At 43.4% G+C, this 24,677-nt stretch carries 24 protein-coding genes; 11 read left to right on the top strand and 13 right to left on the bottom strand.

Annotated elements, in window-relative coordinates; genetic code table 11:
* The first annotated feature begins 14 nt into the window (after positions 1-14).
* On the top strand, positions 15-1,178 hold the full coding sequence (gene lysA / locus B0I27_RS11790) for a diaminopimelate decarboxylase (protein WP_106293540.1): 1,164 nt from the start codon (positions 15-17) through the stop codon (positions 1,176-1,178).
* Here the strand turns inward: lysA and B0I27_RS11785 are convergent.
* The 7 genes from B0I27_RS11785 to B0I27_RS11755 form a co-directional block, all read right to left on the bottom strand.
* On the bottom strand, positions 1,165-1,758 hold the full coding sequence (locus B0I27_RS11785; RefSeq protein ID WP_106293538.1) for a chemotaxis protein CheB: 594 nt from the start codon (positions 1,756-1,758) through the stop codon (positions 1,165-1,167). The two genes, lysA and B0I27_RS11785, sit on opposite strands and share 14 nt — an antisense overlap.
* Positions 1,740-2,564, bottom strand: a complete 825-nt coding sequence (locus B0I27_RS11780) for a CheR family methyltransferase (RefSeq protein ID WP_106293536.1) — start codon at positions 2,562-2,564, stop codon at positions 1,740-1,742. The genes B0I27_RS11785 and B0I27_RS11780 overlap by 19 nt, the downstream gene beginning before the upstream one ends.
* Complete coding sequence (locus B0I27_RS11775; protein WP_106293647.1) at positions 2,565-2,933, bottom strand: response regulator; 369 nt, start codon at positions 2,931-2,933, stop codon at positions 2,565-2,567.
* 1 nt (position 2,934) lies between these two features.
* Positions 2,935-6,567 carry a response regulator gene (locus B0I27_RS11770; RefSeq protein ID WP_106293534.1) on the bottom strand — a complete coding sequence of 1,211 codons (3,633 nt, stop codon included), beginning with the start codon at positions 6,565-6,567 and terminating at the stop codon, positions 2,935-2,937.
* Positions 6,568-6,593: 26 nt separating this feature from the next.
* Positions 6,594-8,078, bottom strand: a complete 1,485-nt coding sequence (locus B0I27_RS11765; protein ID WP_106293532.1) for a hybrid sensor histidine kinase/response regulator — start codon at positions 8,076-8,078, stop codon at positions 6,594-6,596.
* Between the two features lie 123 nt (positions 8,079-8,201).
* Positions 8,202-9,389, bottom strand: a complete 1,188-nt coding sequence (locus tag B0I27_RS11760; protein WP_106293530.1) for a glycosyltransferase family 2 protein — start codon at positions 9,387-9,389, stop codon at positions 8,202-8,204.
* 3 nt (positions 9,390-9,392) lie between these two features.
* On the bottom strand, positions 9,393-10,316 hold the full coding sequence (locus B0I27_RS11755) for a glycosyltransferase family 2 protein (protein ID WP_106293528.1): 924 nt from the start codon (positions 10,314-10,316) through the stop codon (positions 9,393-9,395).
* A gap of 77 nt (positions 10,317-10,393) precedes the next feature.
* On the opposite strand from B0I27_RS11755, the gene B0I27_RS11750 reads away from it, so the two are divergent.
* The 7 genes from B0I27_RS11750 to B0I27_RS11720 all read left to right on the top strand — a co-directional run bounded on the left by B0I27_RS11750 (position 10,394) and on the right by B0I27_RS11720 (position 15,854).
* Positions 10,394-10,945 carry a hypothetical protein gene (locus B0I27_RS11750; protein WP_106293526.1) on the top strand — a complete coding sequence of 184 codons (552 nt, stop codon included), beginning with the start codon at positions 10,394-10,396 and terminating at the stop codon, positions 10,943-10,945.
* Positions 10,938-12,068, top strand: a complete 1,131-nt coding sequence (locus B0I27_RS11745; protein WP_106293524.1) for a fused response regulator/phosphatase — start codon at positions 10,938-10,940, stop codon at positions 12,066-12,068. The genes B0I27_RS11750 and B0I27_RS11745 overlap by 8 nt, the downstream gene beginning before the upstream one ends.
* Positions 12,069-12,083: 15 nt before the next feature.
* Positions 12,084-12,428, top strand: coding sequence for an STAS domain-containing protein (locus B0I27_RS11740; protein ID WP_106293522.1), 345 nt, complete (start codon positions 12,084-12,086; stop codon positions 12,426-12,428).
* 17 nt (positions 12,429-12,445) lie between these two features.
* Positions 12,446-12,976 (top strand): ATP-binding protein, encoded by a 531-nt coding sequence (locus tag B0I27_RS11735; protein ID WP_146133124.1) that lies wholly within the window; start codon positions 12,446-12,448, stop codon positions 12,974-12,976.
* A 124-nt stretch (positions 12,977-13,100) separates the two neighbouring features.
* Positions 13,101-14,216: an alanine dehydrogenase gene (gene ald, locus B0I27_RS11730; protein ID WP_106293518.1), complete on the top strand. Its 1,116-nt coding sequence runs from the start codon at positions 13,101-13,103 to the stop codon at positions 14,214-14,216.
* Positions 14,217-14,276: 60 nt separating this feature from the next.
* Positions 14,277-14,630 (top strand): 6-carboxytetrahydropterin synthase QueD, encoded by a 354-nt coding sequence (queD, locus tag B0I27_RS11725; RefSeq protein WP_106293516.1) that lies wholly within the window; start codon positions 14,277-14,279, stop codon positions 14,628-14,630.
* Positions 14,631-14,729: 99 nt separating this feature from the next.
* Entirely contained in the window at positions 14,730-15,854 is a 1,125-nt protein-coding gene (locus B0I27_RS11720; RefSeq protein ID WP_106293514.1) for a porin, read from the top strand.
* Between the two features lie 53 nt (positions 15,855-15,907).
* Here B0I27_RS11720 and htpG read toward each other — a convergent pair whose 3' ends face one another.
* The 4 genes from htpG to B0I27_RS11700 form a co-directional block, all read right to left on the bottom strand.
* Entirely contained in the window at positions 15,908-17,791 is a 1,884-nt protein-coding gene (htpG, locus tag B0I27_RS11715; RefSeq protein ID WP_106293512.1) for a molecular chaperone HtpG, read from the bottom strand.
* 272 nt (positions 17,792-18,063) lie between these two features.
* Complete coding sequence (locus tag B0I27_RS11710) at positions 18,064-18,702, bottom strand: uridine kinase family protein (protein ID WP_106293510.1); 639 nt, start codon at positions 18,700-18,702, stop codon at positions 18,064-18,066.
* Positions 18,695-19,525, bottom strand: coding sequence for a septal ring lytic transglycosylase RlpA family protein (locus B0I27_RS11705; protein WP_106293508.1), 831 nt, complete (start codon positions 19,523-19,525; stop codon positions 18,695-18,697). The genes B0I27_RS11710 and B0I27_RS11705 overlap by 8 nt, the downstream gene beginning before the upstream one ends.
* Positions 19,526-19,561: 36 nt before the next feature.
* On the bottom strand, positions 19,562-20,335 hold the full coding sequence (locus tag B0I27_RS11700; RefSeq protein WP_106293506.1) for a DUF4905 domain-containing protein: 774 nt from the start codon (positions 20,333-20,335) through the stop codon (positions 19,562-19,564).
* 17 nt (positions 20,336-20,352) lie between these two features.
* Between B0I27_RS11700 and B0I27_RS11695 the strand changes: the two genes are divergently transcribed.
* The 3 genes from B0I27_RS11695 (at position 20,353) to B0I27_RS11685 (ending at position 23,222) form a co-directional block, all read left to right on the top strand.
* Positions 20,353-21,696 (top strand): NfeD family protein, encoded by a 1,344-nt coding sequence (locus B0I27_RS11695; RefSeq protein WP_106293504.1) that lies wholly within the window; start codon positions 20,353-20,355, stop codon positions 21,694-21,696.
* Positions 21,697-21,745: 49 nt separating this feature from the next.
* Positions 21,746-22,225: a Dps family protein gene (locus tag B0I27_RS11690; protein WP_106293502.1), complete on the top strand. Its 480-nt coding sequence runs from the start codon at positions 21,746-21,748 to the stop codon at positions 22,223-22,225.
* Between the two features lie 742 nt (positions 22,226-22,967).
* A complete protein-coding gene (locus tag B0I27_RS11685) occupies positions 22,968-23,222 on the top strand; it encodes a hypothetical protein (protein WP_106293500.1) in 255 nt (84 codons plus the stop codon).
* Between the two features lies 1 nt (position 23,223).
* On the opposite strand, the gene B0I27_RS11680 is transcribed toward B0I27_RS11685, so the two are convergent.
* Together B0I27_RS11680 and B0I27_RS11675 are read right to left on the bottom strand one after the other, a co-directional pair.
* Positions 23,224-23,985, bottom strand: coding sequence for an SGNH/GDSL hydrolase family protein (locus B0I27_RS11680; RefSeq protein WP_106293498.1), 762 nt, complete (start codon positions 23,983-23,985; stop codon positions 23,224-23,226).
* A 57-nt stretch (positions 23,986-24,042) separates the two neighbouring features.
* Complete coding sequence (locus tag B0I27_RS11675; RefSeq protein ID WP_106293496.1) at positions 24,043-24,666, bottom strand: HAD family hydrolase; 624 nt, start codon at positions 24,664-24,666, stop codon at positions 24,043-24,045.
* Between the last annotated feature and the right edge of the window lie 11 nt (positions 24,667-24,677).

The following is a 24,677-nucleotide window of genomic DNA, read 5'->3' as shown; positions in this document are numbered from 1 at the left end:
CTTAGATATACATTATGTTTTCAAAAGAAACGATAGCCGCATTTGGAGCGCGCAAAACACCTTTCTATTTTTATGATTTAGCACTGCTGGACGACACATTATCCGCGTGCAAGAAGGCGGCTGATCAATACGGTTTTCATGTGCATTATGCGATGAAAGCAAATTTCAATCATGAGGTTCTCAAAGCTATCCAAGCCCAGGGATTTGGAGCAGATTGCGTCAGTGGTAATGAAGTTAAGAAAGCCATCGAAGTCGGTTTTCCTGCTGATAAAGTGGTGTTTGCCGGAGTTGGAAAATCGGACGATGAGATTATTGCAGCGTTGCAATTCGATATTTTCTGCTTCAATGTAGAGTCAGTTCAAGAGCTCTGCGTGATAAACGAGCTGGCTGGCAAGGTTGGGAAAACGGCGAGGGTCGCTCTGCGGATCAATCCCAATGTAGATGCATATACGCATCATAATATCACCACTGGTCTTGAGGAGAATAAATTCGGAATTAACCAATGGGAACTACCTGCCTGTGCAGAATACCTGAATACGGCTGAACATCTCTGGCTTGAGGGAATCCACTTTCATATTGGTTCTCAAATAACCAACCTGACTGTTTTCAAGAGTTTGTGTATACGGGTGAATGAGATAAAGACATGGTTTGAAGAGCGAGGCTTTAATCTCCGGGTGCTAAATGTGGGTGGAGGCTTGGGTGTTGACTACATGGAGCCTGATCAAAATAACATTGCCAACTTCAGTGGATATTTTGAAATATTTAACCAGTTTCTTGACAGGAAGCTGGGCCAGGAGGTTCATTTCGAGCTGGGAAGGGCACTGGTTGCTCATTGTGGAAGCCTCATCAGTAGAGTGCTCTATGTCAAGAACGGTATCAAAAAGCATTTTCTGGTTCTTGATGCAGGGATGACCGAGCTAATGCGTCCGGCGCTATATCAGGCTTACCATAAGATAGAAAACCTAACCCGAGGAGACATTAAGGAGCATGATCAAAAGTATGATATTGTAGGGCCCATATGTGAATCTACAGACTGCTTTGGAAAAGAAGTTCAGCTTGGAGAATCGTTCCGGGGCGATCTGATTGCTATACGCACGGCAGGCGCCTACGGTGATGTTATGTCCTCTCGTTACAATTTGAGAGAGCAGTCAGAGCCTTTTTATCTCAGAAAGTCATAGCAGATAGCTTATTGATGAAATAAGCTATCTCATCAACTTCTAACACATAATCTATTTTTGCGGTTTGCAGGGCTTGGTTAGGCATGAAGGAAACTTCCGCCGTTGCCGGGTTCTGTACCGCTGTGATGCCACCCGCCTGTTTGATCCTCTTTAATCCTTTTGCGCCGTCTGAATTTGCTCCCGAGAGAAGTATGGCTGCCGCCCTGTCCTTGTATACTTCTGCTACGTTTTCGAGCGTCACATCAATACATGGTCTGGAATATTGAATTTTCTCAGAGTAGTCGAGCGACAGAGAACGATCCGATTCTATAAGGAGATGGTAGTCTGCCGGTGCCAGATAGACTACACCTTTCCGCAGTTGATCTTTTTCTTCTGCCTCGACAACAGGTATCGTCGTTCTGGTTGCCAGCAAATCTGCCAACGATGAGTCGTAAGAAGCTTTTCTATGCAGCACAACGATGATTGGAAAGTTCACTTCAACGTCAAGGCGGGGAAGCATCTTCAGTATTACATCTAGGCTCCCTGCAGACCCGGCTATTACCAAGATCTCAACAGAACGGTTTAAGCTATCTTTCTCCATATTTTCTCCCTATCAATTTTCTTGAATCTGGAAATTATTGACGAAAAACGAAGTGTTTCCTTTGATCCTAAAGCCAGGTAGCCCAAATTATCAAGGCTCTGCTCGAAAAGGTCGAAAACTTTTGCCTGTAGATCTTTGTCAAAATAGATAAGAACATTGCGACAAAGAATGAGCTGAAACTCATTGAACGAATGGTCGGATACAAGGTTATGAGTAGAAAATATCATCTTTTCCCGCAAGCCTTCATCGAACTTCGCCTTATCATAGTTAGCGGTGTAGTACTTGGAAAATTCGTTAGTTCCCCCAGACTGAATGTAATTTTCGGAATATTGTTTCATCTGACTGAGCGGGAAGATACCTTTACGAGCTTTCTCGAGTACCTGGGGGTTCAGGTCAGTGGCATACAGGAGGGATTTATGGAACAAGTTTGCTTCTTTCAGCAGTATCGCCATGGAGTAAACCTCTTCACCTGTAGAGCAGCCGGCATGCCATATCCTGATAAAAGGATAGGTGCCGAGGGTGGGAAGGACCTGCTCCCGAAGTGCCTTGTAAAACATAGGATCCCGAAACATCTCAGTCACGGTTACCGTGATCTGTTCGATAAAATGAGGAATATACCCCGGATCGTTCTTTATTCTGTACCTGAACTCCGCAAAGCTCATAAACCGATCTATTGTAAACAAACGGTTTATCCTTCGCTTGATAGATGCTTTGGAGTATTCCGTAAAATCGTAACCATAAATCTCAAGCAGATCATTCAATATTATTTCTACTTCGTCGTCTTGGATAACGTTTAAATCTAACATTTATGTGTTTAAATATTGACCCAGTAATTCAACAAGAATATCGATGTCAATAGGTTTCGATATATAGTCGTTGGCACCGGCGGCGATACACTTTTCACGGTCGCCGACCATTGCCTGAGCCGTAACTGCAATTATCGGAACCTTATTGACCAATTCATTCTTCCTGATCTCGGCTATTGCCTCATAGCCATCCATATCAGGCATCATCATATCCATAAGAATGATGCCAATATCGGGTTGCCTTAAGAGTGTTTTAATCCCTTCTTCTGCAGAAGAAGCCGTCAGGCAAACAAATTTCTTTGTTTTTAATACTGCAACCAGCGCAAAAATATTCCTGGGGTCGTCATCAATGATCAGTATCGTATCCATCTTATAAATATCTATCATAAAGCCATACTCTCAGCAAGGAAATCAACTGGTCAATATCCACGGGTTTGGATATATAATCGGAAGCACCTGCTGCAATGCACTTCTCCCTATCGCCAACCATGGCTTTCGCTGTTACTGCGAGAATAGGCAGATTCTTATGTTTAGGCCTTTGGCGAATTTCCATGATCGACTGATAGCCATCCATTTCAGGCATCATTATGTCCATCAGCACGACATCAGTTTGCGGGTTTTCCTCAAGAATTCTCAAAGCCTCTTTGCCGTCCGTGGCCGATATTACCTTCATTTTCAACTGCTCGAGTGCTTTAGTCAGCGAGAATATATTCCTTACGTCGTCGTCAGCTATCAGCACCGTCTTATTCTGCAATACCTCGTTAAGAGCGACTGCGTTACGCATTGCCGCTGCATTTCCGGAGACCGGATGTTTAGCTTCAACGAGGTGCAGAAATAGCGCAACTTCATCAAGGATACGCTGATAGGAATGGGCCGTTTTCATAACGATGCTATCGGCGTACTGTTTAATTCTACTCTCTTCTGCTTTAGACAAGTTCTTGCCAGTAAAAATAATAATAGGCAGGTTCTCGAGTCCCGGGCTCTTCTTCACAGTCTCCAGCGTCAGGTATGCGTTCATGTCCGGGATTCCCATATCCAGGATTACGCAATCTATTTCCTTCTTCTTTAGTGCATCAACCCCGTCAGCTACAGATCCCTTAATCTCAGCGTTGACGTTGTAGGTGTCAAGGAAATAGGCCAGCGCACGTGCGTGTTTAGGATTTTCCTCAATAATGAGCACCTTTTTCGGTTCTTTGTTAAGAGCGTTTTCAATACTGGAAAACATGTGCTGCATCTGTTCTACCGCAACAGGTTTATTAATGAAGTCAACAGCACCTTTGATAAGACTTTCTTTTTTGACCTCCATCGATGACATGATGTGAACCGGGATATGCCGCGTCTGCGGGTTGCTTTTCAGTTCTTCCATAACTTCCCAACCGTCTTTCACCGGCAACTGAATATCCAGGAGGATGGCGAGCGGTTTGTATTGGCGAGCCATCTCTATGCCCTGGTCTCCCCGAACGGCCACAATGCCCTTGTAATCGTTCTGGCGGGTGTAGCTCAGCAATGCCTTTGCGAAGTTTGTATCATCTTCGATGATAAGTAAAAGCTTGTCTTCTGGCATGAGGTTATCCCGATCATCGGCAAGCTCAGGAGGAATGACATTGGTTACATAACGTTTCTTTATCTGCTCAAGCCCTTCTTCCGTTTGATTTATAGAAATTTTAGGTGGAGCCGGAGGGATCTCAAGGTCCGGTAGCGGTCTCTCGGCGTCCGGTAATTTTTGAATAAACTGAGGATCGACGGGGATACTGATTGTAAAGGTGCTTCCTTTATCAGGCTCGCTCTCCAAAATAAGTTCACCACCCTGAAGCTTTGCGAGTTCACGGCTGATCGACAATCCTAACCCTGTACCGCCGTATTTGCGTCTGGTAGAACCGTCTGCTTGTTGAAATGCTTCAAAGATATGATCCTGCTTATCTCTAGGAATACCGATACCCGAATCCTTCACCGAGAAGTTGATAAACCCTTCCTGATCAGACGGAGCTATATCAAGCGTAACGAAGCCTTTTTTAGTGAACTTAAGGGCATTAGACAAGAGGTTCTTAAGAATCTGTTCAAACCTCATTTTGTCAACGGCTATCCTTTTAGGAACGCCTTCATTAATATTGGTGGTAAATGATAGGGATTTTTCTTTGGCAAGGGGATTAAAAAGCGAATGCATATCCGTAACGATCTCCTTTATCGCTGTGTCCTGATATTCGAGTTCCATCTTGCCCGCCTCGATCTTGGATAAATCAAGAATCTCATCTATGAGCGTCAGCAGGCCATTTCCGGAACTGTGGATCACTCGTCCATATTCTATCTGATCCTCATTGAGGTTTTTGTCGGAATTTTCAGACAAAAGCCTCGACAGCAGCAATATGGAATTAAGCGGCGTTCGTAACTCGTGAGACATGTTCGCGAGAAATTCAGATTTATACTTGGTACTGAGTTCGAGCTCCTCTGCCTTTTTCTGGATGTCCAGATTACGCTCAACAATAAGCTGATTTTTCTCTTCGAGTATTTTGCTTCGCTCTTCCAGCTCCTGATTGGCCTGTAATAGTTCTTCTTGCTGAACCTTAAGTTCTTCTTCCGAGGCCTGAAGCTTCTGCGCCTGCGCCTCAAGTTCTGTGTTGAGATTTTCGAGTTCGCTGTGCTGCGCCTGCAGTTCTTCTGACTGCGCTTGCGTTTCTTCCAGTAATTCCTGTAGCTTCACCCGGTTCTGCGCGGTGTTAAGCACTACTCCGGCACTGTGTGATATCGAATGGAAATATTCAACGGTTACTTTACTAAAGTTTTCAGTCGAGGCTATCTCAATAATTCCTTTGATCTTATTTTCGAAAATGATCGGAAAGGCGATGATCGCTTTCGGGCGGACGCTACCACTTGTAAAAGCAATAACCATGTCATTCTCGCTAATGTCTGTTAGAGATATAGCCTTTTTGTTGGCGGCGCACTGGCCCACAATACCTTCGCCAACTTTAACGACTTCACGCCTGGAGTCAGCTGTAAGGGCATAACTGCTTATCAATTCAAGATTTTCTTCATCCTGCATCAGATAAAACGCTCCCATGGTGCTGTTTGTGTATTTGATAACATGGTCGAGGATACCCTGGGTGAGTGGTTGAACTTCAGTCTCTCCAATCATGCGATCATTCAAAGAAGCAACGCCCGCCTGCAGCCATTCACGCTCAGACAGTGACTGGAATGAGTAGTCCAGGGATTCCGCCATTTTGTTCAGGGAAAGCGCTAGTCCGCCCAGACTGTCTGCATCCGTTTCGTCCTTTACGCGAGTTGAATAGTCGCCTGCAGATATCCTTCTTGCAATTTCGTCAATAATGACCAGTCTGCGTGCAATATGTTCGTCTTTCTCTTTAAGCTCAGCATACAGAGCGGCCCTATTGTCCAGGTCTTTTTTCGCCCGCATATAAGATACCAGTGCAATAACGAGAGAAAGCAAGGCTGCGATAACAATCAGGATAGGGGTATACGTAGAGTAGGTGTCGAGGCTTTCCGTGCGTTTCGCCAGGAGGCTGCGTTCAACTTGCTCCATAGTCACGACGATCTCTCTGGCCTCATTCATGAAGCGGCGGCCGGATAACATATCCTCCGGGGATATCATCCCGGTTTTCTTTCGAAGCTCGATAACAGTCGATAGTCGTTCCAGCCTGCTGTCGAGTGCTTTTTTTAACCTTTCACTGTTTCGTAATTGTACAGGGTTGTCTTGCGTGAGTACTCTAACCTGTTCGATATGAGCTTTGATCCTTTCCTGGGCGTTATTAAAGGGAGTCAAAAATTCGGGCATTCCCGTCAGCAAATATCCTCTCTGACCGGTTTCGGCGTCTTTCAAAATGGAAATGGTACTTTCCAGTTCGAGTATCACATTATTTGTATGGTTTACCAGAGCTGAGCTTCTTACCAGGTTCTGGATGGCAAAGTACGAGGCGGCAGAACTGATCAGTAGTAAAAGAACTGAAAATCCGTATCCGATCCTTAAATTTGTAGTAACCTTATTATTCATTAATATTCAGTTATTTGTAGCTTGAATTAAATTGGTTGTCCTGTATACTTCGGAATGGTGAAATAGAAACACGAACCATTGTTTGCATTGCTTTCTACTCCGAAGGTGCCGCTATGTCGCTTGATTATTTCCGAGCAGATGTACAGTCCTATACCGAGGCCCTGGAAGCGGTGAGAGGTTTCCTCAACCCTATAATACTTGTTGAATATCTGAGACTGTTTGTCCGCCGGAATTCCTACACCGAAGTCGACAACTTTTACCAGAATATGTCCCTCCGGAGTAATCGAATTTTCCACCACAACATCTTTTGTATCCGGCGAGTATTTAATGGCGTTGGTAAGATAATTTAATATGACCTGCTCAATGCGTATTTCATCACCATAAATAAGTTCCTCGACTTTGCCCTTACGTATTATGCGAACGTCATGATTGGTCTGCGTGATGATATCAATAGAGCTTGTCAGGAGGTCATCAAATCTAAATACCTTCTTGTTGAACTTCATTCTGCCGCTTTCAATCTTTGATATATCCAGCAAGTCCGCGATCAGACTATGAAGTTTGTCTACCTGAAACTGCGCACGTTTAAGGTAGTTCCCACTATCTGCAGCTGCCGCAAGTTCTGTTGAGAAAGCACGTTCCAAAAGCTGCATATAGGCTTTTATGCTAGTCAGTGGGGTTTTAAGTTCGTGACTGGCGATACTTAAAAATTCGTCTTTTCGCTTTTCGGTCTGCTTTTGGTCTTCTATATCGGTAAAAGTGCCAACCCACTTAATGATGTTGTCTCCTTCTTTGATCGGGGTAGTCCTTAACAGATGACATTGATAGCTTCCTTCCGCCAGGGCTTTAATGCGGACTTCCATTTCTAGCGGCCTGTTTTCTCTGATTGAAGCTTCCCATTGTTCCTTAATTTCAGGGTCATCGGGGTGCGTCTCAGGGAACTCCTCTTGCCTGCTGCTGTAACTATACCACTGCTGATTTACGAATTCAATAGTTCCATTGCTTTTGGCAGTGAATGCAATCTGTGGAATACTCTCCAGTGTCGAACGGAGCTCCTGTACACGTTCCCTCAGTTCTGCCTGAGCCTGTTTGCGGAATTCTATTTCGGCCCTTAATGCAAGATGAGCTTCGTTTAGATCCCTTGTTTGCTCGTAAAGACGGTAAAGCGTCTTCACCTTTAGAATTAGAATGTCGGGATCTACAGGCTTTGTTATGTAATCAACGCCGCCAGAAGCATATCCTTTTGTGATGAAACGCTTATCTGTGTTAACAGCAGAAAGAAATATGATTGGAATATCTTTGGACTTACTGTAGCCTGAAATATTTTCGGCAACTTCAAAACCGTCCATTCCAGGCATTTGAACATCGAGGATGATCAGTGCATAGCTGTGTTTTAGTATTTTTTTTAAAGCTTCTTCGCCCGAAAGGGCCGTATCCACTTCAAAGTTATTTATCTCTAAAATTTTTTTTAATGAGAATATATTTTCTGGTTTGTCATCAACTATTAAAATCATTATAGAGTATAATACGTTAAAGGCTTGCTTGACGGCATGCCGGTATGTAAAAAGTCAGGCTTAGTCGTCTTCTGTCTTTGGTTACAGATAACCATAGGTAACACTTTAAGGCGACTAAGTGTTTTAATTTGTTTTACTATCTTTTCGTTTTGATTTTTCCCACTTCGCGCTCTGTTTTTTGCTGCAATATCTGATTATTCCCCGAAAGACAGCGTAATTCATCACGCAAAAATAGTAAGGAACAAAAAGTACTTTAACTTTTATTTGCTTTTTTTCGAGTAAAAATCCAGCAACAGCTGAAACATAGAAAACAAGCTGAAGTATAAGTAAGATCGTATACAGAGGTTGATTATCCGAAGAAACAAGAAGCAGGTTTAGTACAAAGATCAATATAAGCAGGAAGGGGGTAATGGTCCACCGGAGCACACGATGGCTGATATACTGAAAACTTAGCACCCCGTATCTGAAAATATTCAGCAAGGGAAGCAATTTGATGATCGACTGAATGCCTCCCGCTGCAATCCGAATCTTTCTTTTGAGCTCTTCTTTCACATCGGCTGAGGCATTTTCGATTGCATAAGCATCCGGCTCATACACGATCCGGTAGTTCCGCATGGCTATTAGCATAGAAATCATGAAATCATCGAGGATGATATCACTACCTACCGGTTCATAAAGACTACGCCTGATACTGAACAGTTCCCCCGCCGCGCCAACAACAGAGTGAAGTTCAGAATCCCATTTTTTTAGCGCGGATTCGTATTTCCAGTAAAAACCTTCACCTGCGGAACTGGCGTCGGCTTCCTCTCCTGAAAAAACACGTTTTTCACCGGCAACAGCGCCCACACTTTGATCTTCATAATGCCGGCAAATGATCTGAAGCGCATCTTCGTTCAAGAACGTATTCGCATCTGTGAAAACAATTACATCCGAGCTAACCTGCTCAATTGCCCGATGAACCGCATGAATCTTTCCATGTCTGGACGGCGAATAGAGGTGTGTAATTTGAGGGTACTGCGCTACGATGTCGGGAGTTTGGTCTGTAGAGCCATCGGTTACAAATATGATCTCCAGCTTATGGTCGGGGTATTTCAAATCAAGGGTGTTCCTGATTTTATCGTGCATATATTCCTGTTCATTGTAAGCGGCGATGATTAGCGTACAACTGGGGAGTAAGGAAGTATCCAGCGGCTTCTCCGGTTTATTTCCTCCGACCAGCCGTTTCAACCTGACCAGAATATATAGGAGGACTCCATATCCGATGAAAGTATACAATACGATAAAAACGGAGACCCAGAATGCAATTTCCATATGTTACTTGATTTTATGCACTGGATAGCCAAGTTCTGTGCTGTTCTGATTGTGCGTGAGGTTCCATTTCACTGCGAGAATAAGCTGCCTGCACAGGTCGGATCTTTTTTCGAGAATGTATCTAAGCATGTTTCTGGGGAATACCACGGCCGCAAAATACGCATAAAAGATATATTTGCTCGAGGGAGGCCCGTTCCTGCGTATAAAAAGAATTCTGTTTCTGTTCATGAAATACTCCTTCAGAGCACTTTTCTTTCCCACAGAAACCGACTCTTTGTGATAGATAACGGCTCTCGGTTCTACCCATATCTCGAAGCCGCATTTTCTGATCCGTTCACACCAATCCATCTCCTCATAATATAGAAAGAAGCTTTCAAACATCAGCCCGGCTCTTTCGATTGCCTCTTTTCTGACCATCATAGCAGCACCATGAATGAATCCGGTTTTTCCTGTAGTCTCATCATATTGACCCTCGTCGGTTTCATATTCTCCGATGCATTTGTTCCTAGCTGTATAATAGTCCATCGGCGTAAACCCAACGTATTGAATAACTTGCGGCTGGTCGAAATATCTGATCTTGGGCGAAATCATTCCTATTTGCGAATGCTGATCCATCAAGGCGACGAGAGACTCAACAAGACCTACTGTAAATTCTGTGTCGTTGTTGACGAAGAAAAGGTAGTCGCCATCGGCTAGCGAGACACCTAAGTTGTTTCCGCCGGCAAATCCCAGATTTATTTCTGAACGCAAAAAAGTGTGATCCGGATACTTCTTGCGCCAGTAAGGAATGGGATCTTCGCGACTGCCATTATCCACCACGATGATTTGAAGCGCCTGATATTTGTTATGCTCGGCTATGGATTTTAAAAGTGTTTCTGTAACTTGAGGCTGATTGTAATTGACGGTGATGACGGAAACTTTTTTCATTCGGACAATTATTTCTACTATTGGAAGTATTCCCGTTCATCAAGGGATCAAGGTAAAAATAGGATAATATCGGAACATTGGGAAGCGAGAAGAGTATAAAAAGAGAGATAAAGAAATTCCAGGAGCTTGACGAGGCGCAGGTTTCTGCCGAGAGAAAGCTCGATGAGCTGATCCACCTGCTTGATAACAGTATGCTCGACAGTGACAGTATTGAGAAGCTCCATATTAAGTTTAACGCGGCTATGGAACGCAAATCTGTGTCTCTAAAGGATCTTGATGAGTTTAAAAAGCTGGATGATAATTCTTTGTCGCGGCTCGAAAAAGCAGACGATCTCGAGAAGCTGCTGTCTAAGTATAAGCTCGATAGTAACGATTCTACCAAAATAATAGCCACCGATAAAGGATCAGGAATATCGCTCATGATCCTCGCTGTGCTGCTGATCTTGCTCGGGTTCGCGATGGTTATTATGCCCGCACCGCCCTATTTCGAAATGTTTACCATTTTTTACTTCAGTCAGAATGATGGGGTAACGTTGATGGATCTTATAGCGTTGGTAATTATTTTCACTGGCGTATATTTGTTTTTTAACTCACTGAATAACCTGAAAAGAACCCGTCAGAATGGCTAAGAAAATATTGTTGGTAGACGACGACCGTTTTATACTCCAGTTGATATGTCGTGCCTTGGGCGCTAAGGGGTTCAGCTGCAGGACCGCTAAGTCGGTTCACGAAGCGCTTGGTCTCTTGTATGATGAGATTCCCGACATCGTTTTATCTGACTATTCGATGCCGGAGATAGACGGTTTTGAGTTCAGAAAAGTGCTGTTGAGAGACAAGCGGTATAAAAATATCCCTTTTGTCTTTTACACCTCTTTTGCTGATGAAGACACGATGCAAAAGGGACTTGAAATGCAGGCTGTAGACTATATTGACAAGAATACACCGGTTCACCTGGTAGTCTCAAAACTGAACAATATACTAGACACGATACGAAAACAGCATGAGAAATCGCTGTTCGAGATAGGTGCTGCTGCAGAAGCACTTAATTTACGTTCTGTGCCGCTCGCGGCCCCGACGATCGAGGGATTTAAACTGCAATTCCTTTATCAGACCTATAATCATTATCCCGGTGGCGACTTTATTGACTTCATTAAGACAGATGAGAATACCGTCTTCGTAATCCTTGGCGATGTAATGGGGAAGAAGTGGGGCGCTTGGTTTTTTTCCTTCAATTTTCTCAGTTACATACGATCAGCAATCCGTCTCTGTGTTTTCGACGGAATTTCCTCGCCCGCCAGCATCCTCAATAAGATTAATCGTATAGTTTGTCTGGATCCGGTCCTGGGAGACGTGCTTTCCACACTTTCTCTCATGATGATTGATCAGTCCGCCTCTAAGGTCTACTATGCCGGAGCCGGCGATTTGCCCGTCATACACTTCAGCAAAGCAGACGGAAACATTGCCTGTGTACAATCTGCGGGCCTTTTGCTAGGGATAATGGAAAACGGACTATATCAGGAAGATGTTCTTGAAATGCATACGGGCGACCAGCTGATAGCAATAACGGATGGAATGATTGATTTTATGACTGAGACCGGAAAGACGTCGGATTATACGTTATTTGTGCGAAAGCTCGAGCGGATTCTCGGCCAAAGCGATACTTACAAGGAGATTAAAGATCAGATGTTCTCCGCTACTGAGGACGAAAGTGTAGTTGACGACAGAAGTATAGTTATAATTGAAAAAATATAATAGATAACATTAGTTATGATTGAGATAACAGGATTTAGTAATTATCACATAGCAACCATTATGATTGCTGAAGCCAATATGGAGCAGGCTGATGTTTTCAAGCACGAACTTATTACAGAGATGGATTCGGGGAAAAAGCAAATTCTTATTTCATTTGAAAATGTTCAGTATATAGATAGTTCATTTCTTGGTGCGTTGGTCGCTTCGCTTAAATATGCTTTGACCATCGGAGGTGACCTGGCAGTCTATGGTCTTAATGAAAACATCCTTAATTTGTTTGAGATGATCAGAATGGATAAGGTATTTAAGGTGTTTAAAACGGTACCCGCTTCGTATGAAGACGGTTGGATTGCCGGATAGCGTAAGACTATATGTTTTTGAACAAGCAGTTTATTTTTGATAATAAAGTACAGAGTATTCAACCCCTGATGCATGAAGTCCTGAACTTTATCAGGGAGAACGTCTCGCCGGACCGGTACGCAGTTAAGGTGAACAATTGCCGCCATGTTCTGGTGGAACTGCTAACGAATGCGGTCAAACATTCTGGTGTAGAAAACAGCATACTGAGTATTGATATCGGAGACAAGGTAATTAATATAAGAAAAACGGATAACGGGAGACCTTTTTACTTGAAGGAATACGGCAATTTTCCTTTACATGCTTCTTTTGTGGGCGAGCAGATCGAAATACATAAAGATGAGCTGTATTGTATTTATGCTATTGTAGAATCTACTAATTCGCTTTCGTTCGAGGTCGTCGAGTATCCAATACACTCTCTTGACCAGATTATGGATATGGAAGAGCATTATGGCTTATTGATTTTACTTAAATCATCAGATTCGGTACGTTATCTTTTTAAGGAAGTCGACGGATCGAACCATTTCGATATATCGGTATCGCTCGCATGACATTATATTTAAAATAATGTCGTTTTTTATTATCTAATTTGTCATTTTCGTATATTTGTTATGCTTTTCCTGTCTTATTCTTTACATAAGGCTTCTTTGTTTTAAAATATTAAAACTTTAATCTATGCGTATTGCAGTTCCTGCAGAAATTAAAAATAATGAAAGCAGGGTGGCTATGACCCCGGCCGGAGTTGTTTATTTAGTCCGTTTTGGTCATGAGGTTTTCATCGAAAGAGGTGCCGGACTGGGTTCAGGTTTTTCTGATAAGCAATATCAGGATGCAGGGGCTTTGATCTTAGATAGTCCATCGGAAATTTGGGCCATGGATATGATCATGAAGGTTAAAGAACCTATCCCTTCAGAGTACAGGTACTTCCGACCCGGTCTTATCTTATTTACATATCTCCATCTTGCAGCGGAGCCCGAGCTTACAAAAGCGCTGATTGACAACGAGGTGGTTGGCATAGCATACGAAACGGTTCAGCTAGACAACGGATCTTTGCCTTTATTAACCCCCATGAGTGAAGTGGCCGGTAGAATGGCGGCCCAGGTTGGTGCAAGATTTCTCGAAAAACCGGAAGGTGGAAAAGGAGTGCTTTTAGGCGGCGTACCGGGGGTAAGACGTGCCAGGGTAACGATAATAGGAGGAGGAGTGGCAGGAACCAATGCAGCAAAAATTGCTGTGGGTCTGGGTGCGGATGTAACTATCATCGACCTGAATCCCGATCGCCTGCGTCAGCTGGATGATATCTTTGGCAGTAATATCAACACGATTATGTCAAACCCCCACAACATCGCGGAAGCCGTGAAAGAGTCTGACCTTGTCATAGGCGCTGTGTTGATTCCGGGTGCTAAGGCGCCAACCCTCGTATCCGAAGAAATGGTCATGTCGATGGAAGCCGGCTCTGTGCTGGTTGATATTGCAGTGGACCAGGGAGGAAGCTTCGAAACAACAGATCGAATTACCACTCATGACAATCCGGTATTCTTGAAACATGGGATCGTACATTATTCTGTCGCAAATATGCCTGGCGCCGTACCTCATACATCGACGCTTGCCTTGACAAATGTCACCGTCCCGTATGCAATACAGATTGCTAATAAAGGATATAAGAGAGCTTGTCTGGAGAATGAAGCCCTGCTTAAGGGACTTAATACATTAGGCGGATTTGTTACCTATAAAGCGGTAGCAGACTCCCATGCGTTAGCTTACGAAGACGCCCGCAGACTGCTCCATTAGCAAGAATATTAGGGTCAAATGTAAGTTTTGTCTTATCTTTGACCCTATTCGTTACCCTACATGGTTATTTACAAACAGTTCTCTTTTGATTCCGCACATTACCTTCCCTTCGTAAGTGAAAACCATAAATGCGGGAGAATGCACGGACACACGTACACTTTGACGGTATTCCTGGAAGGCGACGTTGACCCGGCTACCGGTTGGCTGGTTGACTTTACCGACTTGAAAGAAGCGGTAGATCCTTTGGTCAAAAGTTTGGATCACCGCTTGCTAAATGAAATTCCCGGTCTTGAGAATCCAACGAGTGAGCGTCTTGCCGAATGGTTCTGGATCAAAATAAAGCCACTAATGCCCTTACTTTCCAAAATAGAGATTAGCGAAACTCCCACATCCGGTGTGGTTTATACAGGCTAATATCGTTGCCGCTTGGTGGTTCTCACCTCCGGGAGTGATTTGGCGCATATTTATATTCCCCTTTAAGAAGTAATATTGCAAAGTTCACACCGGTTAACTATGCGTATTTACTTTACGATCTTTTCTTTTATTCTCGCCGCGATTCCCTATCAAAGCAAAGCTCAGGAAGATTCATCAGCAATTAATTTCTCAAATTTCAGGCGTAGCACAAACTTCTCGGGCCTGGTGCAGTTCAGATACACGTATTCCATGACAGACAGCGTCGATGTGGGGGGGAATCCCTGTTTAGATAAAGGAGTAAGCAACAGCTTCTCACTTAAACGCGTGAGAGTTATGCTTCGAACGGATATTAATGACCGTTTAGATGCGAACGTCATGGTCAATCTGGCAGACTTCTCCGGTAATCCTCAAGCCAAAGTTCTGGAAAATGCATTTATCCGCTACCGCTTCAGTCCAGCCTTCAATGTGCAGATGGGACAGTTTCGTCCATTCTTCGGAGCCGAAGATATATATCCTGTAGACGTCATCAAATCTCTTGATTACTCCAATCAGTATTACTTGTTCAGTTCAAGCGGATGGCAGGGATTTCAATTGGGAATTACAGTTTTTGGCCAGCTTAAGCCAGCCAAAGTTCCTCTTCGTTACTATGTAGGCGTTTACAATGGTAACAACAGAAATCAGGCTATGGACAACGATAACGGAAAGAATTTTTACGCGAGGTTGGAAGCAGAGTGCTTCAGGCACTTTACTGTGGGCGTAAATGGGGCTGTAGCTGCGCTTGAGGGAGAAAGTGCTTCTGCCTGGGGAGTTGATGCCGCAGTGCTGGTTCCTGTAGCAGATCGTCTTAAACTTGATCTATCTGCAGAGTATAAACAGGGTGCTGATATAACAGCATTCAAGAATGCCGATATCTCCGCAAGAAATCCCCTGGGCCAGTATCAAAACCGCGGTTTTTATTTCTTCCCAAATTTGAGATATGAATATAAGCACCCCCGCCTCCGCTCAGTCGAAATTTCATCACGTTACGAATTTCTTGACGAAGATTACCACATTAACAGAAATCAAAGGCAAACACTTACACCCATGCTCAGCCTTGAATTTACTGACGATTATTTCGCGAGGCTCCAGCTGGGTTACACGATGGAAATGTTCAATCACCAAACGGCTTCCATTCCGAAAAAGAAATACAACATTGCTGTAGCACAGATGCAGGTACGTTTCTAATAAAAAAGCCCCCTGAACCAAAAGGTCGGGGGCTTATTAAACGGTATGTCGCTTTATATTAAACGAACGCTTCTCTTAACAAATTCGGTAAGGTCTGCTCCCGTAAGCAAGCCTTGAGATAGCATAGCCAGATCAACAGCCTGTTTAGCAAGATTTATTTTCTCTTCTTCACTCTCACTCGCAATTATACGTCCGATAAGAGGGTGGTTACCATTTACCGCAACTTTATAGCTGTCTGGGAAGGAACCGTAAAAGCCCATTCCTCCGCCCATCTGAGCCATGTCCTTCATACGTCTCATAAACTCATCCATTGAAACGTGGACCGGTAGCTCTTCCGGACTGATGCTTTCTACTTCCACCTTGTATGTTGGCTTCTGTATAGCTTTATCGAAGATGTCTTTCACGATCTTCACTTGATCTTCAGTTAGGATATGTGCCGGACTATCGTCTTTAGCGATCAGTTTATCTGCAACATCTGCGTCAACACGCTTAAGTGAAGTTTTTTCCAGTTTCTGCTCAAGCTGGTTAATAAAGTGGTTGTCGATAGGAGAGTTCATCACCAGGACATCATAGTCCTTTCTGTTGGCAGACTGGATATACGAATCCTGTTTGGAAGCATCATTTGTATAGAGGTATACCAGATTGCCGTCCTTATCTGTCTGAAGAGTCTGAACTTTAGTTTTGTACTCTTCCATTGTATAATACTCATCCTTAGTGTTCACAAGCAGAGCAAAATCTTTTGCCTTCTCATAAAACTTTTCTTCACTCACCATTCCGTACTTGATAAAGAGGCCAATATCCTGCCATTTCTCTTCATAAGCTTTACGGTCTTTTTTGTAAAGGTCACCCAATTTGTCAGCTACCTTACGGGTGATGTAGTTGTTGATTTTCTTTACGTTGCTGTCTGCCTGCAAGAAGCTTCTTGAAACGTTAAGCGGAATGTCCGGGGAGTCGATAACTCCGTGCAGTAACATCAGGAACTCAGGCACGATATCTTTTACCTCGTCAGTAATGAAAACCTGGCGGGAAAATAGCTTGATCTTATTACGCTGAATATCAAAGTCGTTCTTCACCTTAGGGAAATATAAAACTCCGGTAAGGTTGAAAGGATAATCTACATTAAGATGGATCCAGAAAAGCGGATCTTCAGAGAAAGGGTAAAGTTCTTTATAGAACGCCAGATAATCTTCATCCTTAAGATCAGCAGGAGCTTTTGTCCAGATCGGGTTAGGATTGTTGATGATATTATCAACTTCTACCGTGGTATACTTTGGTTTGCCTTCTTCGTCTTCCCCATCAGGCTCAGTCTCTGTGGTTGTTCCGAACTTGATAGGTACCGGTAAGAAACGGCAGTATTTATCCAGGATCTGCTGAAGCTTTGCCTTATCCAGGAACTCTTCTGATTCAGAGTTAATATGGAGGATAATGTCAGTTCCTCTGGTAGTGCGCGATCCTTCAGTTATCTCAAACTCGGTGCTGCCATCGCATATCCATCGTGCTGGTTGCGCACCTTCCTGATAAGAAAGCGTTTGGATTTCAACATTGTCAGCTACCATAAAGGCTGAATAGAAGCCTAAGCCGAACTTTCCGATCAGTTCATTTGCATCTTTTGCATCCTTAAATTTTTCCACAAATTCTGTGGCTCCGGAAAATGCAATCTGATTGATATATTTCTTGATCTCTTCGGCAGTCATCCCGATACCAGGGTCAGAGATAGTAAGGGTTTTCTTTTCTGCGTCGAAGGCAACTTCGACTTGTAAATTGCCCAGTTCGCCTGTGAACTGGCCGAGGGATGATAAGCGCTTGATCTTCTGGGTCGCATCTACGGCGTTGGATACAAGCTCGCGTAAGAAAATTTCATTGTCAGAATATAAGAACTTCTTAATAATAGGGAAGATGTTCTCGGTGTGGATAGAAATAGTTCCTTTCTCTTGCATAGTCTTTGAAATATATTAATGTTTCGAAGACGTTAGATCAAGGCCTGTTCCAATTATAAATAAATGACAATCTGACATAAAAAAGCCAGTGCTACTTTTTTTTGCCCGGACAATCTTTACACCTTTTCCCTTTTTTATATTTCTTGCAGCATTTCTTGCCTATGCAGCAGGAGAGACATCTTCCTATACCTTTGAACAATTCAGGATCTGTTGGAATGTCGCTTTTCTCACTAATCAAATTCTCCATGTGCAGATGTATTTATGCAAAGATGCTAATAATCAACCAGAACCGAGCCTTTCAATTCAGCAGCGAGCTGTTTTGTTACCTCAATAATATCGTCTGCAACGTGAGAATTATTGGTGATTACTTTGTCAGCACTACCTTTGTATGGCAACAAATAGGAGTTATAGGCCGGTAGCACATGATTGATCCATTGATACATAATCATGTCGTGATCGTACCCCCGTTCTTTTTTGTCACGTCTAAGTCGTCTGTTTAATGTGATTTCCTCGTCCGCATCCATAAAGATCTTCATGTCGAACAAGGAAGCAAGCTCGGCATAATGAAATACAAACAGCCCCTCCACAATAATAATAGGAGCCGGATTAATGGTCAGCATCCTTGCTTTTTCCTTATCGACGTTGAATGTATATTCTTTTTTCTGGATGGGCTGACCGCTAAGTAAGATGGAAAGATCACGTAATAATTTATCATCTTCTATGCATTCAGGAAGATCAAAGTTGACCCAGCCGTTCTCATCACGCGGTTGAACTTCTATGGTCTTGTAATAGTCATCCTGAGATATTAAACTAACCTGATTGGTTGTGAAATGATGCAGAAAACAATTAAGAAAAAATGTTTTGCCCGATCCGCTGCCGCCGGCAATTCCAATTACGAAAGGTTTATTCATTGGGAACACCGTAATCTATAGTCACTAAGAAACGTTTGTCAAGTACACCCAGAAGATCGGCAGTAGCCTGTGTGATGACAATGATCACGTCTTTGGTTGTCGCATTTTCCGTATACTTACCTACCACCTTAGCAAATGTCGTCTTGCTCGTCATGGGGTTGGTAATGCGGATGACGGTACCTACGGGTGCAGTTTTATGAAGCGCGAGCATCTTCGAAGAATCGAGATTTTCATCGGAAATCCAGGTAGCAATACCCTTCTCTGTTTTTTCTGTTAATCCGTATCGGTTCGTCGGCATTTTTGGAATAACCCTGTCAGAATCAGGTTTTGCAGTTTCAATCACCGATTCAACCGGCGGCAAAGGAGCTCCTGCTCCCGGTCTTACCTTTATTACCTGTCCAACGGCCAGACTATTGTTTTTCAAATTATTCAGTTGCTTGATAGACTCCACGTGTGTGTTAAACCGCCTGGCTATCGCAAACAGTGTCTCTTTAGGGCCAACCTTATAATCGACGAGACCATCTTCCTGCTGTTGAGCGGTATTTACCTTGTTCGCTACCGGACGTGTGCTTGCGAACGGACGCTGAGTCGGAACCTTTAACAGGGTGCCAGGTTGTAGAATCTGAGCCTTGTTAAAAGATTGAATGTCCTTCGCCGCTACCTGGTATAAGCGACCTATAGAGTAATATGATTCTTTTGATTTTACGGAATGGATAATAACTAACTTTCCATTGTTGTTTTCACTGCCTACTGAGTCGAGTCGGCTGCTTGCAAATACCCCGCTTGAAACAAATATGCAAACACTTGCTAAAATAAAACGCATTTATTTTCTACTGTATGTTTAAATTAAAGGTTACAATTATACTAAATATGATACAATTTCCGCTTTGTTATTCCTGACGCAGAATAAGTGACCTTGCTCGATATAGAACGGTTCGGGGTTGATTTTTTGTATGTTATGTTCGAGGATTTCTTTGTGCATGATATTGCCATCACTTATTATAAGTAAGTATTGCGAAAGAACAGAATCGGGCGCGGCATGAAATGAAATGCATTTTTTACCGTTGTGAGCGAGATATGACACAGGTCCCACTAATGTTTTTAATTCCTCGATAGCGGGTAGGAGGTCCATTGGCGATATGATTTCCGGAAAGTAAATATTTCTTTCAAGTGGCACAAAGTTGCTGATTCTGAAACTCTCCGTTACCCCGGAGGCCGGATTGAGCAACTCATATTGTTTCTGTTGCACTGACGGATTATACACCACGAGGCCCTCAGCGGTTGCTGTATCCAGCGTGCGGTTGAAAATCTGCCAGGCGATAGATCCGGCGGTGTTCAGCGCAATTATGGATTTGTGTTCAGGAGTCTTTTCATTGACATAGCTGTGCAGATAGACAAAATTGTGGCAAACCTTGTCAAGTCCCCAATGCCAGCTGTCCTGAACGCTTACATCCCTAAACAGTGTAACTCCGGTTTTGAAGTTAAAAGCGGAAAAGCCGGCTGTACGGTCTTCAGGATTTCGCGTTTCAACGGCAATGATCCCATTGATGGGATCTGTTTCAACCTTCCAAATTATTCCTTCAAAGTTTGCCTCAAGGGAGGGTTTTAGCGTATATTTAGTGGTCGAAGACATTTACAAAATTACCGAATATGAATCGATCTGCTGTCCTTGGAATTATATTATTGACTTTCACATTATTTTTCCCGGTTTGTCTCTGGAGCCAGTCATCAAAAGTCTATGTATTCGATCTGCATGATGAAATCGGCCCCCCGTCCTGGAGACAAACAAAAAAGGCATTTGACCAGGCCCGTCTGATAGGTGCTTCGACCGTAATCATCCGGATGAACACTTTTGGCGGTATGGTGGAGTACGCTGACTCCATTAGGTCTACAATCCTCAACTCGCGTATGAAAACGATTGTCTTTATCGATAACAATGCAGCGTCTGCAGGAGCTTTGATATCAATCGCTTGTGATAAGATCTATATGAAGCCCGGTGCCAGTATTGGCGCAGCCAGCGTGGTCGATACTAAGGGTACTGTATTGCCGGAGAAATACCAGTCGTACATGCGCGGACTTATGCGTGCAACTGCGGAGGCAAAGGGTCGGGACCCGATCATCGCAGAGGCGTTTGTTGATCCTGATGTCGAAATAAAAGATGTCAATCCTAAGGGGAAAGTCCTTACGTTAACCAGTAAGGAGGCGATCAAAATTGGCTATTGCGAAGCGGAGGTCGGCAATGTTGAGCAAATATTTGCAGCCGAAGGCCTGGACCTCAAAAGTCGTGTGGACCATCAGGTCACCACAATCGACCGTATCATCGCGTTTCTAATATCCCCGGCGGTCAGTGGATTTTTAATTCTTCTCATAATAGGGGGTATTTATTTCGAGATGCAAACACCCGGAATCGGATTTGCCCTGCTGGTTTCAGTGGTAGCAGCTGCATTGTTTTTTGCACCTTTATATTTGGAAGGACTGGCTGCTCATTGGGAAATTGGCTTATTTTTAATCGGAATTGTTTTGCTGCTGCTGGAAGTCTTCGTTATTCCGGGCTTTGGGGTAGCAGGGATATTAGGTATCATCTTTATAGTAGGAGGCTTGGCTTTAAGTATGGTTTTAAATGATTTTTTCGACTTCAATGTAACAGGTTCTGAACAGCTTACCACTGCGGTAATTATCGTGCTGTTCGCAATGGTTGCTTCGATTGTGATATCTGTTTTACTTGGGAAGTCGATCATGAAGACTCCCGTTTTCAGAAGACTGGTTCTCGAGGACGAACAGCGTTCTGACCAGGGATATGTCAGTGGAATTCAGTCAGCCGGGATTCTCGGAAAAGAAGGCTTTGCCAAGACGGACATGCGTCCTTCCGGAAAGATTGAGATCGACGGCGTTTGGTATGATGCTGTTGCTCTCGATGGATACCTGGAAAAAGGCACACCTGTATATGTTGAAAAGCACGAAAATTATAATGTATTTGTAAGAAAGATGATTTAGCAGAAACCTTATACTGTTGACATTGGTTTTAACAAAAAACAATGCATTTATGAAAGCTGAACAAATCGGATTGAAAGACACTGACGTACGACCAATAGTTGACGAGTTAAATGATTATCTTGCCAACTACCACATCCATTACCAGAAATTAAGAGGAGCCCACTGGAATGTGAAAGGAAAAAGTTTCTTTACTCTCCATGTTAAGTTTGAAGAGTTGTACACCAATGCAGTTGCAACTATTGACGAACTTGCTGAAAGAATCTTAACGCTGGGAAAAGCTCCCTTAAGCACTTATCAGGATTATATAGACATCGCTACAATCAAGGAAATCAATACCATAGGTATGGAAGACCTTAAGTTGGTAGAAGCTATTCTGGAAGACTTTAGTGCGCTGATTGAAATGGAGCGTAAACTGATGGAAGCTACGGCTGCCAGCGGAGATGACGGAACCAACGATATGATAAATCGCTTTATGCAGTTCAAGGAAAAAAACACCTGGATGCTGAGAGCATTCTGCGGAAAAAGTTAGGCTCAATTTATACCGAAACTGATGGAAGAGGGTGGACCGTTTAACGGTGGTCACCCTCTTTTTTTATGCCGGATAAATTAACTATTCTTCCTGATGATGAGGGGTATTTCCCTTGGCCGGGTAGAGACATCGCTTTTATGCAGCCGATAACAAGCGCACTTTCTGCCGTGATAAGTCCGACTTTAACTGCTGAAAGTCGGACTTATCACGGCTTTATATCACCCTAAACACGCTTTGATATAAAAGAAGTTTAAGCTTAATATTTACTATGAAGTTAACAGGTTGATACCTGGTTCTGAAAACGAAGGTGAGAAACAAGACGGCTATAAAGGCAAGAAATAACGACCGATGGAAGAGGTGGGCAATGTCGGTTTTCAGATAGGGATAAGAGGCTGATCATTTATTCCATGATCGCCGCCCCTTTTTAGTAATGTTAATTTTCTACAACAATATCCTGAGCGGATAAAGAATATTTTTCAGTGAGCTGTTGTATCGTACGAAGAACACTTTCATATCTCTTCACCGTGTTTCTAACAACCAATTGTTGAATTAACTGGTTAGTATTGCGGTCTTTAAATAAGTAAGTGGTATAAATGTTGTCATTAATCATACTAGACATAACGCTAAACCTTTGCTATTGTTTGCGGAGACCGTAATTTAGGAAAGCAAATCGTCAGTCATCAATCCACTTTTCATGACAAACTAATTTTTGGCTTAGTGGTTATAAGATGCTGAAAGAGCTATGAAACAACTATTCTTTATATGCCACGAAACAGAAACGGCCGTTCAGGCAGGTATTAGTAATGCGGGCATACCTTGTATCGAGAAAGAACGGATTGCGGCAATGAATGCCTTTATAACGATCAATCATCAAAAGCCCATCATCCCATTATGGGATGATGACGATGAATTTGAAAATATTCTGGATACGTATACTTTTATAACGGTCGATGACGCGAATAAAAGTATTTACAACGATACGAGCCTTGATCAATAAGCTACTTGCGAAATGCCTGCAAGACGCTGCCGGCCATCAACTGTGCCCCTGCTATGGATGGATGCACCCCGTCCGGCGCCCAGTATGACACGGGAGCAAGCTCAAGGGCTTTATCGAATATTTGTTGAAAAGGGATGAAGGTCGCGTTAAATTCGTTAGCGATTTCCCTTGCTGCGGCCCGGTAGTCATGAAACAAAGGAAACCAATCTGGCTTAACAGAAGTCCCCTTGAGTGCAAAAGGTTCGCCGATGATGAGCTGCACATTCGGTAGTTTTTCTTTTGTGAGAGTCAGCAAATTTCTGTAGTCATTCCTGTAGGTTTCCAGCGTGCCTTTGTAAGTTCCATTCATCATGTGCCAGAAGTCGTTTACACCAATTAGGATACTGAGCACATCGGGCTGGATTTCGATTGTGTCGCGTTCCCATCTATCGGCAAGCTGGTAGACCTTGTTTCCGCTGATACCTCTGTTGTAGATCTTCAAAGATTTTTCGGGGTAAGATGCCATTAAGTTTGCTGACGCTAGAAATGCATATCCAGATCCCATTGCTCCGGCATGATTAGGTTTGGTTTCGTTCTTATTTCTTCCTGCGTCGGTTATCGAATCGCCCTGGAAAAGGATAACAGAATTGTTCTTCAACAGGGTCTTCTTTTGCTTCACGTTAGGGGCGGAGGCCAACGCTATCTCAGGGAGGGTCAAAGCAGCCACACCGGCGATTGCAGTACCCTTAAGGAAAGAACGCCTTGGAATTTTAATAGAGTTCATAATGGACTAGGTTAAGCTATGTTTAGCGCGCCGAAGATATAGAGTTTTTCCGATTTTTTAGGAAAAGTGCCTCACAAGACTGTCGAAATTATCGAAGCTGAGATCGTATTTTTCTGCAACGGCAAATCCGTAAGAGACAAAGGCGAATGGGACGCCTGCCTGCTCGCTTTCAACCCGGTCAATATCGGTGTCGCCGACATAAATCGGGCTTTGCAGATGATGCTTCTTGATGAGCAATTTGATGTTGTGGTTTTTGGGCTTCAGGTTGAATCCGTAAGCCATCTCATCGACAATATAATCTGTGATTCCGGCGCGGTTCATGAACAAGGTGATGATGCCTTTGGGACAGTTGCTGACAATGAAAAGCTTGTATTTTTCAGAAAGCTTTTTGATTCCTTCTTTTACACCCGGGTACATCGTTCCTCCACCCGATGTGATGAGCTCCCGCCTGCGTGCGTTAACCGCGTCTGCAATCCGCTGCCGGCCCTCGGCGTTCTGCTCGGGAAGAAGTGTTTCAAGTACGGTTTTTCCGTTAACGCCCATCATGGGTTTGAGGTCTTCAGCGGTTAAAACCTTATCGACGCCAGATGTCTTTAGTCCGCTGTTCCACGCTTGCAGGTAAAGTTCCGTTGGATCCCATAGGGTTCCGTCCATGTCAAAAATTATGCTGTCAAACTTCATATAGTCTTGAT

This window comes from Arcticibacter pallidicorallinus, assembly GCF_003002875.1.
In the GTDB taxonomy this organism is placed as follows: Bacteria; Bacteroidota; Bacteroidia; order Sphingobacteriales; family Sphingobacteriaceae; genus Arcticibacter; species Arcticibacter pallidicorallinus.
This window is presented reverse-complemented; position numbering and strand designations above follow the sequence as displayed.